Origin of the sequence: Aminobacterium sp. EBM-42, from assembly GCF_001896635.1 — a bacterium.
Classification (GTDB): Bacteria; Synergistota; Synergistia; order Synergistales; family Aminobacteriaceae; genus Aminobacterium; species Aminobacterium colombiense.
Window position 1 is genome coordinate 92,263 of the sequence record NZ_MPPC01000024.1, and the last position, 20,509, is coordinate 112,771.

Genomic DNA, 20,509 nt, shown 5'->3' on the forward strand with positions numbered 1-20,509 from the left:
CGTTATCCCCCTATTCTAGAAGGCCGATGTAGTGCTCTTCGGGCGAAATGTTGCCATTTATGAGGTCCATAAAGATATTCTCAGCATACTGTGGGAAGAAATCCCTTCCGCCAAGGCCATATATGCAGCTGTTGGTGGGGATTAATTCTCCGGCAGCGTAGAGGGCGCTTCTGACCTCTGCCGCAAGTGGCGCGGTTCCGCCTAAGCTCAGGCTTCTGTCAAGAACAGCAACCGCTTTTTTACCCTTAAGGGCAGCAGCTATTGCTTCAGTGGGGAAGGGGCGGAACATGCGAATACGAAGGCACCCTACCTTGTGTCCCTTTTCCCTCATTTCATCTACCACATCTTTCACTGCTCCTGATGCAGAGGACATGACAACAATTACGTAATCGGCATCATCGGTTTTGTAGCAGTCGATCATGGGGTAGTAGCGGCCAGATATGGCTTCATATTCCTTTGCAATTCCGTCATAAAGCTCAAGGGCTTTTTTGTTTGCTTCGATCTGCTGACGCTTGATCTCAAAATAATACTCGGACATGGCAAAGGATCCGTATGTTACTGGATTTTCAATATCAAGCAATGGGTTTATGGGGGTCCGTTCTCCAATGAATTTCTTTACAGTTTCATCGTCCAGGTACTCCACAGGTTCGAAACCATGGCTGGTAATAAAGCCGTCCTGGCAGACAAATACGGGAGTAAGAACATCATTGTTCTCACTGAGCCGTATGGCCATAAAGGCTGAATCGTATACTTCCTGAGCATCTTCGCAGTATAGGTGTATCCACCCATAATCCCGTTGGGCCATGCTATCGCTGTGGTCGCAGTGGATATTTATGGGGGCTCCTACGCTTCTGTTCACTAGCCCAAAGACTATGGGGGTTCTGAAGCAACCCGCAATAGGGAATATTTCGTGCATGAGCGCTACGCCATTTGCGCTTGAAGCTGTCATGACACGAGCTCCCGCAGCTGAGGCCGTTACACAGGCAGTGATGGCAGAGTGCTCACTTTCTACTGTAACAAAGTTTGTGTCGACCTCGCCGTTGGCTACAAATTCTGCGAATTTCATGATGATATCTGTTGAAGGCGTGATGGGATATGCCGCAACGACGTCCGGATTTATCTGGCGCATTGCTTCAGCAAAAGCCCAGTTTCCTGATGTAATTTCTTTACGAGGCATCTTCTTCTGCTCCCTTCTACGCAAACTCGGCCTCAGGCCGCATCTCTATGGCCTTTTTGGGGCACACCTGGGCGCAAATTCCGCAGCCCTTACAGTAGAAGTAGTCGACACCCGTTACTTTTCCATTTTCATCGGTTGTAATGGAACGGTCCGGGCACTGAACCCAGCAAAGCATGCATGATATACACTCATCTTCATTCCATACGGGACGAATGCTTCTCCATTGGCCAGTTTCAACGTTTTCGGCCGAAGCTCCGTAAGCAATTCCTCCCATGGGAACATCCTGCCATTTTTTGGGTTTGCCTACATCCTTCATCTCTTTCCAATTCTTGCAGCCGCTCATCCGATCTGTACCTCCTCATAGCCCCTCCGGATGGCTCGGAGATTGGCGGATAGTACCTTTTCAGGCAATTTAGCCATTTTGTGCGCGAAGTGTTCAACGAATGCTTGAATGGGAACCTCTGTAAAGATATGAGCAAAGGTTCCAAGCATAGGAGCGTTGGGGCGGTTTTGACCAAACTCCTCCAGGGTGATCTTGGTTGCATCGATAGTGATAACCTTGACTGCATCTGGAAGGCCGAGTTTCTTCTTAATATCAGCTGGAGACATGGGGGTGTTGATAAGGTAGATTGTGTTATTATCACATCCTTCGGTTGGGCGGGCAGCATCGAGCAATGTTGGGTCTATGACTGCTACCACGTTAGGATTCTGTACACCGCAGCGTTTGCGGATAGGCTGGTCAGACACCCGGTTATAAGCTTTCATGGGTGCTCCCTGGCGTTCCGCCCCGTACTCGGGAAAGGACTGCACAAATTTCCCGGCCCCGAACAACACCTCGGAGAGTATGGCTGAGCCAGACTTGGCTCCCTGGCCTCCTCGTCCATGCCACCTGATCTCAATGGCCTGAGGCATTACTGCATCACTCCTTTCAAGTATTCATAAAATAGAGTTTAGTATGGCAATTTGATTGCGTCAACTCAAGTAATAAAAAAGTATTATCAGATAATGATAATTTCGTGCTGTGTTTCTCTTAAAAACAAATGTCGGTCTGTGTATAGGCAAGTGGTTCCGGGCGGTAGTTAATATAAAAAGAAATTTGACAGAACAATTTAGATTTAAGACAAATAAACATGTCTTTTTTAGAAATTACCATTGATTTTGGCGCTGTTGATGTTAAACTGATAGTGGCTTTTATTTGGGCCTGTGCCCTGCCTACCGCTTATTCCAGAAGGCCAAATCTATTTAAATGAAAAGGAAGATTGATGTGTATACGCCGAAGCTCTTGAGTGAATTGAAGCAATACTCTCGCGAGAAGGCTGTTGCCGATCTTTTTGCGGGAATTACTGTTGGCATTGTGGCCCTTCCGCTGGCTATGGCTTTTGCAATTGCTAGCGGGTTGCCTCCTGAGAGAGGCTTGTTTACAGCTATTGTAGCAGGTTTTCTGATTTCTGCTCTTGGGGGGAGCAGTGTGCAGATAGGTGGTCCAACCGGTGCTTTTGTAGTGCTTGTATCTGCCGTCGCCACTGAATATGGTTATTCCGGGCTGGCACTTTGCACTCTTATAGCGGGAGTTTTCCTCATATTGTTTGGTGTGTTTCGCATGGGCGGTTTTATTAAATTTATTCCTTTCCCCGTAACTACCGGTTTTACAACGGGCATTGCAGTAGTCATTTTTTCCACTCAGATTTGCGATCTTTTAGGTCTCAATGTTGAAAATGTCCCAGCGGAGTTTTTACTGAAGTGGCAAGTTTATCTGAAGAACCTGGGTTCTTTTGATCCTCAAACTGTGGCAATAGGGTTTGGAACCATTCTTGTAATTGTGATGGTGCGGCGTTTTTGGCCCAAGCTGCCTGCCATGCTCATAGGCATGATTGCAGCAACAGCTCTTGCTTCCGCTCTCCATTTGGATGTGGCGACAATAGGAAGCCGCTTCGGAGATTTGCCCCGCATGTTGCCTGCTCCTTCATTACCAAAGTTCGAACTTGCCCAAATCGGACTTTTAGTGAAACCAGCCTTTACTATTGCCTTGCTGGCGGCAATTGAGTCTCTTTTATCTGCCACAGTAGCTGATGGAATGATAGGCGGGCGCCATAAGCCCAATGCAGAACTTATAGCTCAGGGTGTTGCTAATATTGGCAGCGTTTTATTTGGAGGCATTCCAGCCACTGGCGCCATTGCCAGAACGGCTACAAACGTAAAAAGCGGTGCTAAGACTCCTGTGGCCGGAATCATACATTCCATTGTCCTTGCCCTCCTGCTTTTGCTGTGCGCTCCCATCGCCAAGCTTATTCCTCTTTCGGCTTTAGCGGGCATTCTTGTCGTGGTCAGCTACAACATGAGCGAACTTCATCACTTTGTTTCAATTTTTAAAGGTCCGAAAAGTGATGCTTTTGTCTTGGTTCTGACCTTTGCCCTTACAGTTCTTGTTGACCTGACAGTGGCTGTTCAGGTTGGGGTAGTTATGGCTTCTCTTCTTTTTATCTGGAGAATGTCGGAGATTACCGATGTGAGCATGATTACCAAAGAAGTACGAGGAGAAGAGGATTTTGGAGATGATCCCAATGCCATAGCTTTAAGAAAAGTGCCGGTTGGAGTAGAGGTCTTTGAAGTGAACGGCCCCTTCTTCTTTGGCATGGTTAATGAATTCAAAAATGCCCTGCGCAATCTGGAAAAACCGGTTCCTGTACTTATTATTCGAACAAGAAAGGTTTCAGCAATAGATGCGACAGCTATTCATGTTTTACGAGAGCTTTATCATAGATGCCAGAAAGAAAAAACGCAGCTTATTTTTTCAGGAGTTCAGCCGCAGCCTAGAAGGGCCTTCAGACGATCAGGCTTTATAGAAGAGGTAGGGGCAGAAAATTTTTGCGAGGATATTGATGAGGCCTTAATGCGGGCCCGAGCAGTGCTGGGTCTCGCAAAGGGGTATTAGGTCTAGGAGCAAATTAATTGGTATTTCTCAAATAAATAAGGACAGGTTCGGTAAAAATCAACCGAGCCTGTCCTTATTTAGATCTCCGTTAACAGTATTATTTTTTAAAACTGTATGAGCAAAATTCGCTCGTGCACGGGTTGCTATCACTGATCCATAAGGTTCTCTCCATGAGATTCATTATGATAGAGTATACCGATGCCAGCTGTTTACCCTCTGGATCTCTAGGATCTTCGTGCCTGCATATGGCATCAGGCGCATTTTTGTGGTCTGATAAAAATCTTTGGCACAACTTTTGGTCTACAGAATCAACTTTTTCATTAAGTAGCACATTGATCCTGCCAAGCCTGTGAAAGGTGTCTGGCAATATGACTTTGCCATGGTCTTTTTCTTTACATATGATGTTAGGAGAAAGAAAGTGATTAGTGTGGGCCAGGTATCCCTTTTCTGCGTAGAGCACCCCGAAATCTGAAGGGGCGGATTCAATGTTTATAATTTCCCCCTCAGCAGTCCCTACTAAAAAATTCCCGGAGCTAGCCCGTTCTGCTCTGGCTACAGCTTCGACAGCATCACCTAAAGTGGGGGAACTCATAATCTCTCTCAGCAAAATATGAATAGGGACTCCAGGTTTCCCTTTGCCTGTTGAAAGGGCGTTGAAGCAAACGCCGATACCAGCGGAGTTTAACCCCTTGCCGCTTATAATGCCAGCTTCAGCAATCAATAAAAGTTGTGGCAGAGGTTCTTCCTGTTTAATTTGCAGAATGACTAGTGTATCTCCCTGTCTTCGAATCCAATCCCAGTTTTGACACACGTAAGCAACACCATCTTTTGAAATGGAGGAAGAAACTCCGAAGGCTGTGCACCCATCGAGTGTATTGTCGAGAACAATTTCGCTTCTGGAGTTTAAGGTGACAATGTCGTCAAAATGCAAAATTGCCCCTTCAGCGATGCCTTTCATTTCTTCTATAAGCTGTGGGCTGTATTCTGCTATAAATGGTATGTAGCTTCTGGCTCTTTCTTTCGCCTCCTCCCAGCTCATTCCGGAAAAGGTTTTAAACATAAAAGAGTAATTCGAAATGCTTTTTCGAATAAGATTGGAACATTCTTTTCCGTATATCCTTCCTCTCTCAAAAGGATTTCCCTCGAGCTGTATAAACGGATATCCAGTTTTGGTCATAGGCTGTAACCCCCCCATATAAATAGTGTTTTTATTCCCCCATTTGACAATAATTAATTTGTGGCGTAAATTTATACAAGTTCGTGGTCTGACCTCTTACCACTAACGAAATTTATAAATATAATAGCATTTTTAAAAAAATATTGAAGTTCAAATGTTTTAAAAAGTCATTCACGTATTTGTAGGAGTGGTAGAGATGGGAATTTCTTTTACAAAAATTAATCGACAATCTGTTACAGAAAGTATAGTAGAGGCTTTTAAACAAAAGATACTTAACGGAGAGATTTCTTCTGGAGACAAACTACCCTCCGAAAGAGATTTGGCAGAGAGCTTTGGGGTTAGCAGAGCATCTGTACGAGAGGCGATGAGAGCTCTCAGGTATATGGGCGTGTTAGAAGTCCACAGCGGAGAGGGGACTTTTCTGACCGAAAACATCTCACTTCTCTCTGATCATTTTAAAATTTCTCTTCTTCTTAAGCAGTGCTCTGTAAGGGAACTTGTAGAAGCGAGAAAAATAATAGAGTGTGAAACAGTATCTCTTGCAACGATAAGATCTTCTAAGGAAGAGAAAGAGGCCTTGAAAAAGCTGCATAAGTACGCGATGACGCTTGTAGACGATGAACAGCCTTTTTTGAAAGCGGATTTTGCTTTTCATGAAAAAATAGCAGAGATGAGCCAGAACATGGTGCTTGTTGAAATGTTGAATGCTACCCGAGATTTAACTCTTTCAGAAAATATGTATGTCATTGAGCGTGAAGGACAAATTAAGCGAGCATTGGATTTTCACTCCTCAATACTCTATTACATTCTTTCTTTTGATGCAGATAACGCACAGAAAGCCATGCTCGCTCATTTGGAAGATATAGAACGTTCTATAAGGGACCTTGTTAGCAGACATTGATCTCAGTTGTTAATGGAGGTGGGACAGGGAAACTTGTATTAGTCGTAGGGTAAAAGAAAAAATGCTGTGATGAAGGAGGGACAATGCTTTTGGCTAATTTCAAGGTTTTCATGACAGATACTATTTTCCCCGACTCAGTCATTGAAGAAGAGGAGTTGGCTAAAATAGGCGCGCAACTTCAAATTTCCTCTGACAAAACATCGTCGGCTTTCATAACTGAAGGGCATGATTGCGATGCAATGCTGGTGGTATACGCACCGGTGGGCGAAGAGGTGATTCGCAAGCTCGATAAGTGCAGGATCATTGTACGAACGGGAATAGGGGTCAACAATATAGATGTGGATGCAGCTACCGAAAAAAAGATTATGGTATGTAATGTCCCTGACTATTGTATAGAAGAGGTCGCAGATCATACCATAGCCTTATTCCTTTCAGGGATAAGAAAGGTTTCCTATCTCAACCAGAAAGTCAAAGGCGGCCAATGGGATGTAACACTCGCGAAGCCGGTTCCCCGTTTGAGAGGGAAAAAATATGGAGTTCTTGGCTGCGGTGCCATAGGCAGAGAAGTAGCCACGAGAGCTCAGGCTTTTGGAATGGATATATACGGGTACGATCCGTACCTCTCTGATGAGAGATTGAGCTCCCTGGGCATTACGCGCGTTGCAAGCATCGAAGAAATTTTTTCAACTGTTGATTTTTTCTCGCTTCATATGCCTCTTACAGAAGAAACACATCATCTTATCAATGAATCAACCCTTTCTCTTATGAAACCTTCTACTTTTTTTGTTAATACTTCGAGAGGGCCTCTTGTAAATCAAAAAGATCTTTATCAGGCTTTAGTTGAAAAGCGTATAGCGGGAGCTGCCCTTGATGTGCTGGAAACAGAGCCTCCTGAGGCACCTTTTGCTCTTGCCGGGCTGGACAACATCATTCTTACCCCTCACGCAGCTTTCTATTCAAATGAGTCTGAAATAGAGTTAAGACGAAAGGCAGCCAAGGAAATAGTAAGAGCATTGACAGGCAATAATCCCAAAAACTGGGTAAATAAATTTTAATCATACTTTTTATGAGGAGGAGCTAAGACTATGACAGTAAAATTCAACAATTCTCCCACTCCTTGGAAGACAGATCTATGGTACACGAGCCCCTGGAACTTTTCAGAAGAGGCAAGGAAGGGGTTCGACTTTTCTAAGAAAATTCAGTTTCATGATGTTTCCCTTCGTGACGGTGAACAGCAATCAGGGCTCATCTTCACTAAAGATCAAAAAGTTGCTTTAGCTGAAAAGCTGGCAGAAGTAGGTATTCACAGAATAGAAGCTGGTATGCCCGCAGTTTCAGATCAAGATGAAGGGGCAATCAAAGAGATAGTTAGGCGCAACCTTGGTCCAGAAATCTTTGCTTTCGCCCGCTGTATGAAAGATGATGTGAAAAGAGCTCTTGATTGTGGTGTTAAGAGCATTGTCATGGAAGTTCCGACAAGTGATCATCTGTTGAAATATGCCTATAGGTGGGAAGTTCAGAAGGCTATAGACGTATCCATAGAGTCCACCCTCTATGCTCGTGATAATGGGATGTACGTTTCTTTCTTCACTATAGATGGAACAAGAACAGGCATCGATGAGTACCTCGATTTGATAGAGCTCATTGCAGAAAATGGCCATATGGACGAACTCACAGTAGTAGATACTATGGGTGGGCTTATGCCCCAGGCCGTCCCCTTCCTTATAAAGAAAGTAAAAGAGCGAATTTCAGATAAACCCATAGGCATCCATTTTCATGATGATTTTGGCCTTGGTGCAGCGAATACCCTTGCCGGCCTTGCAGCTGGAGCAGATATTGCCCATACAACTATCTCCGGCATCGGAGAGCGGGCGGGGAACGCTCCTTACGAAGATGTGGCTCTCTCCCTTCTGACCATGTACGGAGTGGATACAGGTTTGAAGTACAATAAATTCTATCCACTTTCTCAATATCTCCAGAGTATTTCTGGTCTTAAAGTTCGTCAGAACAGGGGAATCGTAGGCGAAAATGTGTCTGACATTGAATCAGGAATTGTGGCGGGATGGTTTAAAAATGCCAATGATGAGGCTCCCCTTGAGCTTTCTCCTTATCTCTACAGTTTGACAGGACATCCAGACGCAAAGGTTACTATTGGAAAGATGAGCGGCATTCCAACTGTTGACATCTATCTTGATAAATTGGGACTCGATGTAAAAGACGCTGATGTGAAGCTGGAAATAGTTAATGCCATAAAAGCAAAAGCTTTCGAAAAGAGCGCTCTTTTGACTGAGCAGGAGTTTGAGGAAATAGCACGGAACATTATTGATAAGGCGTAATAGCACGGTAATAGCACGGTACAAAGGACTACGTTTTTACTATTTCTTGGAGGTGGAGGAAGTAATGTTTAAAAAAGGGATTAGTATGTTGTCAGTCTTAGTACTTGTTATTTGCGTATGTGTTTTTGCAGTGGGTACAGCTGCAGAGGCAGCTAAAACAATCACTATCAAATTTGCCCACAACGGTAATACTATTCCGGAAGATCCCCAGAATATCGCTTGTGCAAAGTTTAAGGAAATGGTAGAGGAAAAGTCAGGCGGAACCCTTAAGGTAGAGCTTTACCCTGCAGGCCAGCTTGGCGACGCCAGAACCATAGTTGAAGGCGTGCAAATGGGAACCATTGAGATCGGTGACATTGAGAATGGCCCTATGGGGCGTTTTGTTCCAGAAGCAATGCTTTGGGATTTACCCTTTATATTCCGTGATATAGACCATGCCCATAAGGTGCTCGATGGCGAACTTGGCCAGATGGTACAGGAGAAATATGTAGGCGTAGGCATTAGACACCTTGCCTACAATGACGGCGGTTTCAGATATTTTACAAACAATGCAAGACCTATTAACACCATGGCTGACATTAAAGGACTCAAGATTCGTGTTATGGAAAGCAAGGTCATGATAGATACTCTTGCTGCTTTTGGCGCATCTCCCGTGCCCATGGCTTTTGGAGAACTCTATACGGCTCTTCAGCAAGGTGTTGTTGATGGACAGGAAAACCCTCTTAACCTTATTTTCAGCCAGAGATTCTATGAAGTACAGAAATATCTTTCTCTGAGCGGCCACTTCTATTACCCAAGGCAGTATATTGCTTCCGAAAATTGGTGGAAAACTCTGAGCGACGAACATAAGAAAATTATTGCCGAGAGTGCAAAGATCGCATGTGACATTCAGAGAGAAGAGCTGGCAAAGTATGAAGTAGCCATGAGAACGGTATTGAAAGAAAAAGGCATGGAGATCAATGAAGTTGATAAAACCGATTTCATCGAGACAGCCCAGACGAAACTGTACCCCTCCTATTACAGTGTTGTAGGGGGCGGGGATGAAGCTTACGGCAAAGAGCTTATAGAAAAGATCAACAACACGAAGTAAAACATTTCACTTATAGGGGGCTGTCGTTACTGTGTCAGTCCCCTGATTTCTAATTAACCGCGCTTTTATTTACTGTATCTAAAATGGTTGTCAAAACAATGTTCCTGAATATTACGAGGTGGTTTCCCATGTCTCATAGAGAACAAAGGCTCCCTTTTAGCATGAGTTACCTAGTGAAATGGTTTCTCGCCATTCTTATGATTGGCATCACCTTTTTGACCTTTTACCAAGTTGTTATGCGTTATGTTTTTAATAATGCTCCATCATGGGCAGAAGAATTAGTCCGGTTTTTGTTTATATGGTGTACTTTCATAGCAGCAGCTATTGGTATAGAAGAAAAAATTCATATAGGAATAGATGTAGTAGTTAACCTTCTTCCCTCTAAAATACAGAAAAGTGTAGAGATTCTTGTATATGCGGCCCTTATAGTCTTTTCCGGCTACCTCATTTACTACGGCTGGAAAATATCTCTAACAACGAAGAATCAGCCATCCCCTGCTCTGGGACTGCCTATGTTCTGGGTGTATCTTTCCATTCCTGTTGCAGGTTGTTTAAATATTTATTACTGTCTAAAACAAATGCGCAAAAACTTCAGTCAAATTGTCGAGTAGAGGGAGGGGAAAACCTTGTTATCTGCTTTAATTATTTCGCTTGTTGTTTGTTTCATTGCCAATGTCCCAATAGGTTTTTCTTTGGGGATAGCATCCTTGGCGAGTCTCATAGCTTCTGGAAGTATGCCCATAGTGCTTATTCCCCAGAGAATGGTAGCCGGAGCGAATTCCTTCCCCTTGTTAGCCATCCCTTTCTTTATGTTAGCTGGCGCCATAATGGAGCGAGGTGGCGTGTCAAAGCGCATAGTATCTCTCGCTAGCACTTTGGTTGGACACATTACGGGAGGATTGGCAGCCGTTTCCATCGTGGCCTGTACTTTTTTTGCTGCTATTTCCGGGTCTACGCCAGCTACCGCCGCTGCTGTGGGTAGCTTGACGATTCCGGAAATGGAGAAGCGGGGATATGATAAATCTTACGCTTCAGCGGTAGTGGCGGCAGCTGCTTGTCTTGGAGTTATTATTCCTCCAAGTATCACTATGGTCGTTTTTGGCACAGTGGCGAATGTTTCAGTAGGACAGCTTTTAATAGGAGGAATTATTCCAGGAATCTTTCTTTCCCTTCTTTTATTAGGTATGAACAGAATTCAGTCAAAAAGGCTAGGGTACCCTACGGAAGAAAAGAAATCATGGACCGAAAGAAAAATCTCTTTTGTAGAAGCCATCTGGGGGCTTTTAATGCCTGTTATTATTCTTGGCGGCATTATGACGGGTATCTTTACTCCAACTGAATCCGCAGCTATAGCAGTTGTTTATGGCCTATTTGTCAGTTGCTTCATATACAAAGAGCTGACATGGAAAGATATTATGCCTATTTTTTATAAAGCCGCTCTCAATTCTGCAATGATCATGATTCTGATTGCCGCAGCCAACCCTTTTGGGTGGCTAATGACGATTAAACAAGTTCCACAGCTTTTTTCATCGGCTATTCTTGGTTTCTCTACTAACCCCATAGTAATTTATGCGTTAATGCTCATAATCTATCTTATCCTCGGAACATTTATGGAAACGGCAGCAATTATACTCCTTGTGGTTCCTATATTTGCACCTATTGCTTCTCAGCTGGGTTTCGATATGGTTCAATTCGGTGTCGTTACAGTTATTTCGCTGGCTATTGGAATGGCAACTCCGCCTGTTGGCATCTCTCTTTTTGCCACTTGTGCGATTAGTGATATTTCTATAGGTCAGATTACAGTAAAAGTCATTCCATTTTTACTTGTTTTAGTTTTAGGGCTTTTTATTTTGGCCTATGTTCCGGCGATTACTACCTTTTTACCGAGCCTTCTTTTTTAAAGGGTGTTAGAAAAGAAATCTGGAAAATATAAAGAAGGGGGGACGAAAGACTTGTTATTAAAATATGGAAAGGGTTCTCTGTGTTTAAACATGGAGGAACTTGTTCAAGCTAACATCATTACCGCCAATGAACGGCCAGGCGTAAAATCTCCAATTCAATTAGTGCGTGAGAGACTTAAGGCTCCTTTGGGAACCCTGCCTCTTTCCCATATTGTGCGAAACAAAAAGCCTGAAAAGGTTGTTATTGTGGTAAATGATCTTACCCGGCCCACTCCAAATGACATACTTCTTCCCCCTATTCTTGAAACACTCCACAGAGAAGGTGTGAAAGAAGACCAGGTCACTTTTTTGGTAGCTACGGGGATACACGAACCGCACACCGTTGAGCAGAACAAACAAATATTCGGAGAAAACCTTGTTGAAAGGTACCGTTTTATTTCTCATGATTGTGACAGCGAAAATGTAAAAAACCTTGGAGCGACGTCTTACGGCACTCCTATTTTCATCAATAGCGAGGTTTTTGAAGCAGATCTTCTTATTTCAGTTGGCGTAATTCTTCCCCATTATTTTGCAGGTTTTTCAGGAGGGAGAAAATCCATTCTGCCAGGAGTGGCTTCAAGGGAAACGATAGAATTAAATCATTCTAGAATGGTGGAACTGCTCGATTCCATGCCGCCGTTGGAAACAAACCCCCTTAGCATTGAAATGGTGGAAGGGGCTCGTTTGGCAGGTCTGGATTTTATTGTTAATGTAGTTCCAAACAGCCAAAAAGAAATAGTTGAAGTAGTTGCGGGAGACTTTGAAAAAGCATGGCTTGAAGGCGTAAAAATTTCTGCGGAAATGTACGAGATTCCATTGCCAGAGGAAGTAGATGTGACATTTGTTTCTTGCGGGGGTTTCCCCAGGGACATAAACATGTACCAGGCACAAAAGGCTCTGGACCATGCAGACCGCATCACAAAAAAGGGCGGAACGATCGTTTTGTTAGCGGAATGTCCCATGGGGTTCGGAGAAGAAACCTTTGAAAATTTTCTGAGGATGTCTCGTACGCCAATGGAAGTAATAGAGAAAATACGTCAAAAATTTGTTTTAGGCGGTCACAAGGCGTTTGGTATTGCCCGCGTTGCTTTGAATAAGGAGATTTTGCTGATTTCCAATTTTGATCAGCAGCAAACAGCCATGTTATTTGCTCAAAAAGTCAATGACCTCGACGAAGCTCTTTCATTCGTAAAAAACAAACATGGATTTTCTTTTAGCAGTGTGGTTATGCCTGTGGGGAGTCTTACTGTCCCTATGATTGGAGTGTTGTAGCTTTATTACTATCACTCCGCACTGGTTTACGCCATTATTAAAGAGCTGGAGTAGCCTTCTATGATTTTCGTTTCACCAGAAGACTCCATCCTTTTTTGCTGAGGAGCTATAAACTCTTTAAAGTTTTTTTCCAAGATGGTTTATGTTGTTCCCGCGTTCCAGAAACCCTCAGGGAGAATACTCTCCCGGTTGCAAACCTGAATACATCCTTGCCGATAATGAGACGGCATATCTGGAAAACTGTTTGATGTCAAAGCAGCCGCCAACTCCTAAACGTCAATGCTTCCGCATGCGCAATCCCAATAAAATTCCTGAGTAAATTAGTAGTGTAATCCCTCTTATATACGCTTCTTGGCTCTGCAAGACTTCATCAACTTGACAACGAGATCGTACATAATGTACAATATTCCACGTTGAACGCAGCACTGTGAGAAATTTATAACAAAGGAATCTAAAAATATCCCCAAAAAACGATTTTATTTAAAAAACTATTTAATTAAGGAGGAGTTCATATGTGGAAAAATATCGCTTTTGTGACGCCTGACATTGCTTTTGGCATAGATTCCGTCAACAGTGTCGCAGAAAAAGTGAAAAGTCTTAATGGTAAAAGGGTTCTCGTTGTAACGGGGCCATCAGTAAAATCAGCAGGGATTCTTGATAAGGTGCTTGCCCCAATTAAAAGTGAAAAAATCGATTATGATGTGAACGTGCTCCAACGTTCCACAACAGAGCCAACTACAGATTTGGCAGAGGCTGTTGCAAAGATAGTTTCAGACGGCGGCTTCGATGTGGTTATCGGCGTAGGCGGCGGTAGTATTCTTGATGTAGCTAAAATGTCCTCAGCCCTTACGACGAACCCAGGAAAAACAAGAGAGTATTTTGGACGGAACAAAGTAAAGCACAAAGGGCGCCCCACTATTATGATTCCAACAACCGCAGGAACAGGGTCTGAAATCACGAAGCACGCTATATTTTTAGACCAGGAGAACAATGTAAAAAAAGCAGTAGCTTCCGATGCTCTTCTTCCTAACGTAGCAATTGTTGACCCGATGCTTACAGTATCTAGCCCCCGTAATGTCACTAGTGCCTCCGGATTTGATGCCTGGCTTCATGCTGCAGAACCCTTTGTTTCCAAGAGAACCAATCCTATTACAGATGCACTGGCTCTTGAAGCGGTGCGTATTATCACAAAATCCCTTGGCGTTGCTTGGTCAGATCCTAATGATATAGATGCGCGCTACCAGATGTCTCTCGGTTCCCTTATGGCGGGCATGGTATTAAATAATGCCGGGACAAGCCTGGTACACGCTCTGGCCTATCCCATCGGCGGAGAGTACCACGTGGTTCATGGTGTTTCATTAAGCGTTTTGCTTACCTCCTGCTTTAATGCCATTTCTGCCTCTAAGGGAAGGCGTCTTATGCTTCTCGCAGAAGCTATGGGCGAAAATATGGAAGGGTTTTCTGTTCGAGAGGGAGTAGAAGTTGCCCTGGATGCAATGGCTGCCTTTATGAAGAGTGTGGAAATGCCCATTAGCTTAACGGAGGTGGGTATTACAGATCGCACCGCAGTAGGAAGATGGGCAGAGGCAGGCTGGCAGGAGCGTCGTCTTTTGGGTCGATGTGCACGCGATTTGACTGTTGAGGATATTGCCAAGATATACACAGAGGCCTTTGACGCTCGTATTTAAGTAAAAAACTTAAATGATAAGGAGTAATAAAATGGGGACACAGCAGATTCCTGAGATTTTGCAAATTGCACGCCGCATTACAGATGTTACTCGAGAGAAGATCCTTGATGGCGAAATAGAGGAGGGCCAGCGCCTTACAGAATCGTTTTTGGCAGATATGTTTGGGGTAAGCAGGTCACCAATCAGAGAAGCGTTGAGAATGTTGGCCCATGAGGGGTTTGTTGAACTTTTACCCTATCGTGGCGCAAGGGTTTCTGTAATACGCCTTAAAAATGTTCAGGAACATTATCAGCTCAAAGCCATGCTGGATGGCTACGGTTGTTATGCAGCAGCTCAGAAGCTCACTGAAGAGGATTTTGCGACTCTAGCCAATAACATCGAAGAATCCCGTTGTTACATCGAAGAAGGTGACTTTGAGGGGATGGTTTCTGCCAATACGGCCTTCCATAGCCTGATTATAGAGTCAATAGATAACAGCCTTTTATCTCAATACTACAACAGCATTTCACAAAATCTCAGGAGATATGCGGAACTTTCCCTTGGCAACATTGATCGATGGGGAGATGTAATAGATGGCCATAAGGCTATTTATGATGCATTGCTCAATAAGGATGCAGTCGGAGCGTTTGAAGCGGCAAACAAGCATGCCTTTGAAGCCATGGATCGCGTTACACATCAGATCGGCAAGAAAAATAAATAAATTGTTGTTTTAGTGCTCTTTTGCGCACAACGATGTGTGCAAACGTTTTTGGAAAAACATAAGAAGAGGAGAACGATATGACGCGTATTACCTTGATACCAGGGGATGGAATAGGCCCAGAAGTAGTTAATGCAGCCCGCCAAGTCGTTGATGCCCTCAAGCTGGGGATAGAGTGGGAAGAAGTTGCAGCCGGACAGGTAGCAGTGCCGGAATACGGCGAACCGGTTCCCGAAAAAGCCCTGGAGTCTATTCGTCGCAACAAGGTTGCACTTAAGGGTCCCCTTACAAACATTGTGGGGGAGGGATTTAGAAGCCCCAACGTAACGTTAAGAGTCAAGTTGGATCTTTACGCCAACATCCGCCACGCCAAGTACTACGAAGGCGTACGTTCCAACTTTAAAGATCTCGACCTTATCGTTGTACGTGAAAGCACGGAAGACACCTATGCCGGGCAAGAACAGATGCTTAGTGACGACGTAGCTGTAGCCCTGAAATTCATAACAAAAAAAGGCTCGGAGCGGGTAGTTCGTAAGGCTTTTGAGTATGCCATCGCCAATGGGCGAAAAAAAGTAACGGCTTCAGTAAAACCCAATATCTTAAAACTTACTGATGGTCTTTTTCTGAAGACAGCCAGAGAAGTTGCGAAAGATTATCCTCAAATCGAATTCGACGAGGTAATCATTGATGCTCTGTGTATGAGATTGGTACTAATGCCGGAAGCATTTGATGTCATGGTTATGCCCAATGTCTACGGCGACATGGTTTCCGACCTTACAGCAGGTCTTGTGGGTGGCCTTGGTGTGGGGCCAGGAGTGAACTACGGAGATGATATCGCTGTCTTTGAGTCTGTGCATGGGAGTGTTCCCAAATATGCCGGTCAAGACAGAATCAATCCAACCGCTATGATTCTTTCTGCTTGTCTCATGCTTCGCCATCTTGGTTATAGCGAAGGAGCAGACCGAGTGGAGAATGCAGTGGCCACCGTAATAAGGGAAGGCAAGGTTGTAACCCGAGATCTTGGTGGAACTGCGAAAACATCAGAGATGACACAGGCCATAATCCACGCATTGTAATCTGTGATCTAGCCGACATTTAAGATACCGATTAGGAGGTTTGAGCATGCGTTTAGTAACTTTCCAGAAATGTAATACCAACAGACTAGGTGCGCTTGTGGGAGACAAAGTTATCGATCTTAATCTTGCCTACGCCAAACAGCTGTGCAAAGAAGGAGATCCCACTCCCCAGGTAGTAGCGGACGCCCTTTTGCCGTCAGATATGAAGCGTTTTCTCACGAGAGAAGAGAGGGGTATGGATCTTGCCCGTAAAGTGCTTGAGGGCACCATAGATGATAAGGCGGTTTTTGAGCGTTCTGAAGTAAAGCTTATGGCACCTATCACTGATCCAGGAAAAATAATTTGCCTTTCCCACAACTATGTAGATTTTATCGAAGAGACAGGTGTTCCCACACCTGCAGCGCCAAGAATTTTCTCAAAGTATCAGAACAGTGTGTGTGGTCCAGAAGATTGCATTATTAAACCAGATGCCACAGATGAGCTTGGCTATGAAGTTGAAGTGGCCTTTGTGGTCGGCAAACCTGCTCGTTATGTATCTGAGGAAGATGCTTATGACTATATTGCAGGATACACCATCTTCAATGACGTTTCGGCCAGTGATATTACCACCCTCGACAAACAGGTCTTAAGAGGAAAAACCTTTGATACTTTCGCCCCCATGGGGCCTACCCTTGTCACACCAGATGAAGTAGCTGATCCTATGGATCTGAACTTTAAACTCTGGGTAAATGACAAGCAGCTGCAGAGTTCCAATACTAAGAATTTGCTCTATGGAATTCCCAAACTCGTAGCTTTCCTTTCTGAGGTTTTCACCCTTGAACCAGGCGATGTGGTCGCAACTGGAACCCCTGGCGGAATTGCTAAGTTCAGCAAGAATCCCACCCACATGTTCCCCGGCGATGTTTGCCGTATAGAATGCGATGTCCTTGGCGTTCTTGAAAACAAGATTGTTGCGGAGAAAAGATAGGATTAACCGAATAAGATCATTTAGCTTGTTCCCCTGGCTACTATGAAAGCTTTTAGGCTTCTAAATAACTAAGGAGGGAATAAAGAATGGTAAAGAAAAGAGCATTTGTCGCTGTATTGGTTATGTTTGTTTTTTCCCTGATGTTCGCTGTTTGCGTTGAGCCTGCCATGGCAGCTGGAAAGTCAAATTATCCCAGTAAGCCGATAAAGTGGATAGTAATGTGGCAAGCAGGGGGCGGTGGAGACACTGCTAGCAGAATCTATACGAAGTATCTGGAGCAGATTCTTGGACAGAAGATTGTTGTGGAAAACATCACTGGTGGTGGCGGAAGTATAGGATACGCCGCAGCCAAAAATGCCAGACCTGATGGATATACCCTCGTTGTCGTCCAGGGAGATTTACCCAAGTATAAGCCAATGAACCTCGCTCCCCTTGATATCAGTGATTTCGATGTTATAGGAAGTTTCTGCTATCAGTCTCCTGTTCTAGTGGCACAGAGCAAATCACACTGGAACACAGCAATGGACTTCGCTGAAGAAGCAAAGAAGAATCCTGACAAGATGACCATGGGTGTTTCTGATATAGGCGGAAGCCACCATCAGCCGCTGTTGTTGTGGATGGATCAGGCTGGATTCAGCGCCAAAGCCATAGCGCATGACGGCTCTCCAGCAATGAACGCTGCAATACTGGGTGGACATGTGGATGTAGTCAGCTCTTACATTAGACCCGCCATTCCCTACGTTAATGATGGTGTACTGAAGTTTATCGGTTATTTTGGCAGCGAAAGACACCCTGACTTCCCTGACGTTCCGACATTTAAAGAGCTTGGTTATGACATCGTATGGGAAATTCCTTACGGCATCGGCGGTCCCAAGGGACTTCCTGAGGACGTAAAGAAAATTCTTGAAGAAGCCAACAAGAAGGTATGGGAAATTCCTGAGTTCAGAGCAGAACTTGAAAAGCTGGGACAGTCTGTTTACAAAAAGGATAGTGTGGCATACACAGAGCATCTCTACAAGATGCAGGAAAACATAACCAAGGCTTTAAGTTTGATGCAGAGCAAGTAGCCTTTGACAATAAGCAGTTACAAAAGGGGATTCGATGATTAAAAATGATCTCTTTTAGTACGTAAACCTATATAGGCCTGCCTGCCCTTGGCAGAGGTATAGGCAGGCCTACTTGGTAAGAATGAGGTGTTACCATGACTATTATCGCGGAGTGGGCTGTAGCTCTTTTAACATTCTTTGTAAGTTTGATATTTTTTGTGCAGACATTTAGTTTTCCTGTTATTAACGCAGATCCGGGCGGTCTCGCTCTTTTTCCGAGAGTTTTTTCCATTTTTACAGGATCTGGGGCACTCCTTCTTATGATATCACTTTTCAAAAATAATGGCGGATTCTCTTTTGTTTTAGATAGCTTAAGCAAGCTAAACGTGGTCTGGAAAAAAGATGCTTTAGATGAAGAATCGATTCTAATTCGTAATACAGCCTACGCTTTTTTACTTTGCTTAATATATCCGGCTCTTATTATCACCATAGGTTTTTTGCCTTCAACGATCATTTTCATATTCCTCATAATGAGAGTGCTTGGCAGCAAGATGTTAAATAGTACTTTATTTAGCGTCGCTTTAGGTGGCGGCTTGTATTACATCTTCGCCATTGTCGTAGGGGTTTACCTTCCAACAGGCAAGCTTTGGGAATATTTTTTGAATTGATCTAAGAAGAGAGGTTTTTAAAAATGGATGGCATGATCACACAGGCTTTAGGAATAATATTTCAACCAACCCAAATTTTACTTCTTGTTGGATCGGTGTTTTCCGGCATAATGGTCGGTGCTGCTCCAGGTCTTACTTCGACCATAGCTATCGGATTGTTGATTCCATTAACATTTACGATGTCAAAATATTCGGCTTTCATTATGATGTGCGGCATCTATTGCGGCAGCATATATGGAGGATCCATAACGGCTATTCTAATGAACATTCCAGGAACACCGACAGCGGCCGTGACAGCGATGGAAGGGTGGCCTATGACCCAAAAAGGCGAGGGTGGCACCGCATTAGGGTTAGCTACATATAGTTCATCTTTTGGTGGAATTTTCAGTTGTATTATCCTCATTTTTCTTTCGTTAAAGTTGGCACGGATTGCGACTCTTTTTGCAGGACCGGAGTATTTTTCTCTTTGTCTTCTCGCCATAATAGTAGTATTTACCATGTCATGTAAATCGGTTCTCAAAGGTTTTATTGCAGCGTCCTTCGGTTTGCTGCTTTCTACAGTTGGGCTAGACTTAATCTGTCCTTTCCCAAGATTTACCTTCGGCATTCAAGAACTCACTATAGGTATTCCTGAGGTTCCGGCAACTATAGGGTTATTATGTGTTGCAGAAGCATTCAGAATGGTGGGGCGCCCCGCTGCTTCTAATATTGTAAGGTATAAAGTGACAGGAGTTTTCTCTGCGTACAAATACTTGCCTAAAATGTGGTTTAATATTTTGAGATCCAGTATTATTGGAACAGTAATTGGCATACTGCCGGGGCTGGGAGCAACCATGGCTTCTTTTATGGCTTATGGTGAGGCTAAAAGGGCTTCTAAAAATCCCGAGGAGTTTTGCAAAGGCTCTAAGGAAGGTGTTGTGGCAAGCGAAAGCGCAAATAATTCTGTAACAGGTGGTGCCTTGGTCCCCATGCTAACACTGGGAATTCCAGGTGATTCCAATACCCTGATGATGATGGGTGCTATGCTGATCCACGGATTGGTCCCAGGACCAAGCCTGTTTCGTGACCAGCTGGATTTGGTTTACGTTATCTTTTTAGCGATGATGATCTCTAATGTGTTGCTTTTGTTGATGGGGTTGTTTTTAGCTAATTTTATAGGCAAGCTAGCCACGATGGTGGATAACAAATATATGATCCCCTTTGTTTTAGTCCTCTCAATAGTAGGTCCCTCTATAAGCTACGGTCACGTTTACTATTTCTGGCTCTCCATTGTTTTCGGACTCATTGGTTACTTTTTTGAAAAAGGCGGTTTCCCTGTTCTATCAGTGGCAATGGCCCTGGTTTTAGGTCCAATTATGGAAAAAAGCCTACGAGCATCTTTGATGTTGCCAGATGCTGGTATAAAGATATTTTTTACCAGACCTTATTCTCTGGCCTTTATAGTAACGGCTATCCTATTCTTAGTATTTAGTGTGAGACGAGAAATAAAAAGTAGGAGATGTGAAGCAGCTTGATGGGTTCTTTCCATTATTACTGACATCT

19 protein-coding genes are annotated in these 20,509 nt (G+C 43.9%); 15 read left to right on the forward strand and 4 right to left on the reverse strand.

Features of this window, described 5'->3' with window-relative positions; translation table 11 throughout:
- Positions 1-10 precede the first annotated feature (10 nt).
- Genes porA through BUC50_RS06805 form a run of 3 tightly spaced genes read right to left on the reverse strand, consistent with a single transcriptional unit; the run spans position 11 to position 2,089 of the window.
- Positions 11-1,177, reverse strand: coding sequence for a 2-ketoisovalerate ferredoxin oxidoreductase subunit alpha (porA, locus tag BUC50_RS06795; RefSeq protein WP_013048696.1), 1,167 nt, complete (start codon positions 1,175-1,177; stop codon positions 11-13).
- A gap of 16 nt (positions 1,178-1,193) precedes the next feature.
- Entirely contained in the window at positions 1,194-1,520 is a 327-nt protein-coding gene (locus tag BUC50_RS06800) for a 4Fe-4S binding protein (protein ID WP_013048695.1), read from the reverse strand.
- Positions 1,517-2,089 carry a 2-oxoacid:acceptor oxidoreductase family protein gene (locus BUC50_RS06805; RefSeq protein WP_013048694.1) on the reverse strand — a complete coding sequence of 191 codons (573 nt, stop codon included), beginning with the start codon at positions 2,087-2,089 and terminating at the stop codon, positions 1,517-1,519. Before BUC50_RS06805 ends, BUC50_RS06800 begins: the two co-directional genes overlap by 4 nt.
- A gap of 334 nt (positions 2,090-2,423) precedes the next feature.
- Here BUC50_RS06805 and BUC50_RS06810 point away from each other — a divergent pair, with 334 nt between their 5' ends.
- Positions 2,424-4,109: a SulP family inorganic anion transporter gene (locus BUC50_RS06810; RefSeq protein ID WP_286677264.1), complete on the forward strand. Its 1,686-nt coding sequence runs from the start codon at positions 2,424-2,426 to the stop codon at positions 4,107-4,109.
- 97 nt (positions 4,110-4,206) lie between these two features.
- Here BUC50_RS06810 and BUC50_RS06815 read toward each other — a convergent pair whose 3' ends face one another.
- Complete coding sequence (locus BUC50_RS06815; protein WP_013048693.1) at positions 4,207-5,286, reverse strand: C45 family autoproteolytic acyltransferase/hydrolase; 1,080 nt, start codon at positions 5,284-5,286, stop codon at positions 4,207-4,209.
- Between the two features lie 196 nt (positions 5,287-5,482).
- On the opposite strand from BUC50_RS06815, the gene BUC50_RS06820 reads away from it, so the two are divergent.
- From BUC50_RS06820 to BUC50_RS06885, 14 genes are all read left to right on the forward strand, one after another.
- Positions 5,483-6,187 (forward strand): FadR/GntR family transcriptional regulator, encoded by a 705-nt coding sequence (locus tag BUC50_RS06820; protein ID WP_286677265.1) that lies wholly within the window; start codon positions 5,483-5,485, stop codon positions 6,185-6,187.
- 89 nt (positions 6,188-6,276) lie between these two features.
- Positions 6,277-7,242 (forward strand): C-terminal binding protein, encoded by a 966-nt coding sequence (locus BUC50_RS06825; RefSeq protein WP_083775829.1) that lies wholly within the window; start codon positions 6,277-6,279, stop codon positions 7,240-7,242.
- Positions 7,243-7,272: 30 nt separating this feature from the next.
- Complete coding sequence (locus tag BUC50_RS06830; protein WP_013048690.1) at positions 7,273-8,523, forward strand: LeuA family protein; 1,251 nt, start codon at positions 7,273-7,275, stop codon at positions 8,521-8,523.
- 64 nt (positions 8,524-8,587) lie between these two features.
- Positions 8,588-9,613, forward strand: coding sequence for a TRAP transporter substrate-binding protein (locus tag BUC50_RS06835; protein WP_013048689.1), 1,026 nt, complete (start codon positions 8,588-8,590; stop codon positions 9,611-9,613).
- Between the two features lie 173 nt (positions 9,614-9,786).
- The gene (locus BUC50_RS06840; RefSeq protein WP_286677266.1) at positions 9,787-10,224 is read left to right on the forward strand and encodes a TRAP transporter small permease; all 438 of its coding nucleotides are present in this window, start codon (positions 9,787-9,789) and stop codon (positions 10,222-10,224) included.
- A 15-nt stretch (positions 10,225-10,239) separates the two neighbouring features.
- Positions 10,240-11,514, forward strand: coding sequence for a TRAP transporter large permease (locus tag BUC50_RS06845; protein WP_013048687.1), 1,275 nt, complete (start codon positions 10,240-10,242; stop codon positions 11,512-11,514).
- A 3-nt stretch (positions 11,515-11,517) separates the two neighbouring features.
- The gene (gene larAH6 / locus BUC50_RS06850; protein WP_273312941.1) at positions 11,518-12,825 is read left to right on the forward strand and encodes a nickel-dependent malate racemase, LarAH6 family; all 1,308 of its coding nucleotides are present in this window, start codon (positions 11,518-11,520) and stop codon (positions 12,823-12,825) included.
- 512 nt (positions 12,826-13,337) lie between these two features.
- Positions 13,338-14,513 carry an iron-containing alcohol dehydrogenase gene (locus BUC50_RS06855; protein ID WP_286677267.1) on the forward strand — a complete coding sequence of 392 codons (1,176 nt, stop codon included), beginning with the start codon at positions 13,338-13,340 and terminating at the stop codon, positions 14,511-14,513.
- 13 nt (positions 14,514-14,526) lie between these two features.
- The gene (locus BUC50_RS06860) at positions 14,527-15,213 is read left to right on the forward strand and encodes a GntR family transcriptional regulator (protein ID WP_286677268.1); all 687 of its coding nucleotides are present in this window, start codon (positions 14,527-14,529) and stop codon (positions 15,211-15,213) included.
- A gap of 77 nt (positions 15,214-15,290) precedes the next feature.
- Positions 15,291-16,286, forward strand: coding sequence for an isocitrate/isopropylmalate dehydrogenase family protein (locus BUC50_RS06865; RefSeq protein WP_013048683.1), 996 nt, complete (start codon positions 15,291-15,293; stop codon positions 16,284-16,286).
- A gap of 46 nt (positions 16,287-16,332) precedes the next feature.
- Positions 16,333-17,253, forward strand: a complete 921-nt coding sequence (locus tag BUC50_RS06870) for a fumarylacetoacetate hydrolase family protein (protein ID WP_013048682.1) — start codon at positions 16,333-16,335, stop codon at positions 17,251-17,253.
- An 86-nt stretch (positions 17,254-17,339) separates the two neighbouring features.
- Positions 17,340-18,320: a tripartite tricarboxylate transporter substrate binding protein gene (locus tag BUC50_RS06875; RefSeq protein WP_273313184.1), complete on the forward strand. Its 981-nt coding sequence runs from the start codon at positions 17,340-17,342 to the stop codon at positions 18,318-18,320.
- Positions 18,321-18,454: 134 nt separating this feature from the next.
- A complete protein-coding gene (locus tag BUC50_RS06880) occupies positions 18,455-18,967 on the forward strand; it encodes a tripartite tricarboxylate transporter TctB family protein (protein ID WP_013048680.1) in 513 nt (170 codons plus the stop codon).
- Positions 18,968-18,990: 23 nt separating this feature from the next.
- Entirely contained in the window at positions 18,991-20,481 is a 1,491-nt protein-coding gene (locus tag BUC50_RS06885; RefSeq protein ID WP_013048679.1) for a tripartite tricarboxylate transporter permease, read from the forward strand.
- Positions 20,482-20,509 lie beyond the last annotated feature (28 nt).

Coding starts and splice junctions, on each gene's coding strand:
- porA (WP_013048696.1), bottom strand. CDS start 1,177: ATGCCTCGTAAAGAAATTACATCAGGAAACTGGGCTTTTGCTGAAGCA.
- BUC50_RS06800 (WP_013048695.1), bottom strand. CDS start 1,520: ATGAGCGGCTGCAAGAATTGGAAAGAGATGAAGGATGTAGGCAAACCC.
- BUC50_RS06805 (WP_013048694.1), bottom strand. CDS start 2,089: ATGCCTCAGGCCATTGAGATCAGGTGGCATGGACGAGGAGGCCAGGGA.
- BUC50_RS06810 (WP_286677264.1), top strand. CDS start 2,424: ATGAAAAGGAAGATTGATGTGTATACGCCGAAGCTCTTGAGTGAATTG.
- BUC50_RS06815 (WP_013048693.1), bottom strand. CDS start 5,286: ATGACCAAAACTGGATATCCGTTTATACAGCTCGAGGGAAATCCTTTT.
- BUC50_RS06820 (WP_286677265.1), top strand. CDS start 5,483: ATGGGAATTTCTTTTACAAAAATTAATCGACAATCTGTTACAGAAAGT.
- BUC50_RS06830 (WP_013048690.1), top strand. CDS start 7,273: ATGACAGTAAAATTCAACAATTCTCCCACTCCTTGGAAGACAGATCTA.
- BUC50_RS06835 (WP_013048689.1), top strand. CDS start 8,588: ATGTTTAAAAAAGGGATTAGTATGTTGTCAGTCTTAGTACTTGTTATT.
- BUC50_RS06855 (WP_286677267.1), top strand. CDS start 13,338: ATGTGGAAAAATATCGCTTTTGTGACGCCTGACATTGCTTTTGGCATA.
- BUC50_RS06860 (WP_286677268.1), top strand. CDS start 14,527: ATGATAAGGAGTAATAAAATGGGGACACAGCAGATTCCTGAGATTTTG.
- BUC50_RS06865 (WP_013048683.1), top strand. CDS start 15,291: ATGACGCGTATTACCTTGATACCAGGGGATGGAATAGGCCCAGAAGTA.
- BUC50_RS06870 (WP_013048682.1), top strand. CDS start 16,333: ATGCGTTTAGTAACTTTCCAGAAATGTAATACCAACAGACTAGGTGCG.
- BUC50_RS06875 (WP_273313184.1), top strand. CDS start 17,340: ATGGTAAAGAAAAGAGCATTTGTCGCTGTATTGGTTATGTTTGTTTTT.
- BUC50_RS06880 (WP_013048680.1), top strand. CDS start 18,455: ATGACTATTATCGCGGAGTGGGCTGTAGCTCTTTTAACATTCTTTGTA.
- BUC50_RS06885 (WP_013048679.1), top strand. CDS start 18,991: ATGGATGGCATGATCACACAGGCTTTAGGAATAATATTTCAACCAACC.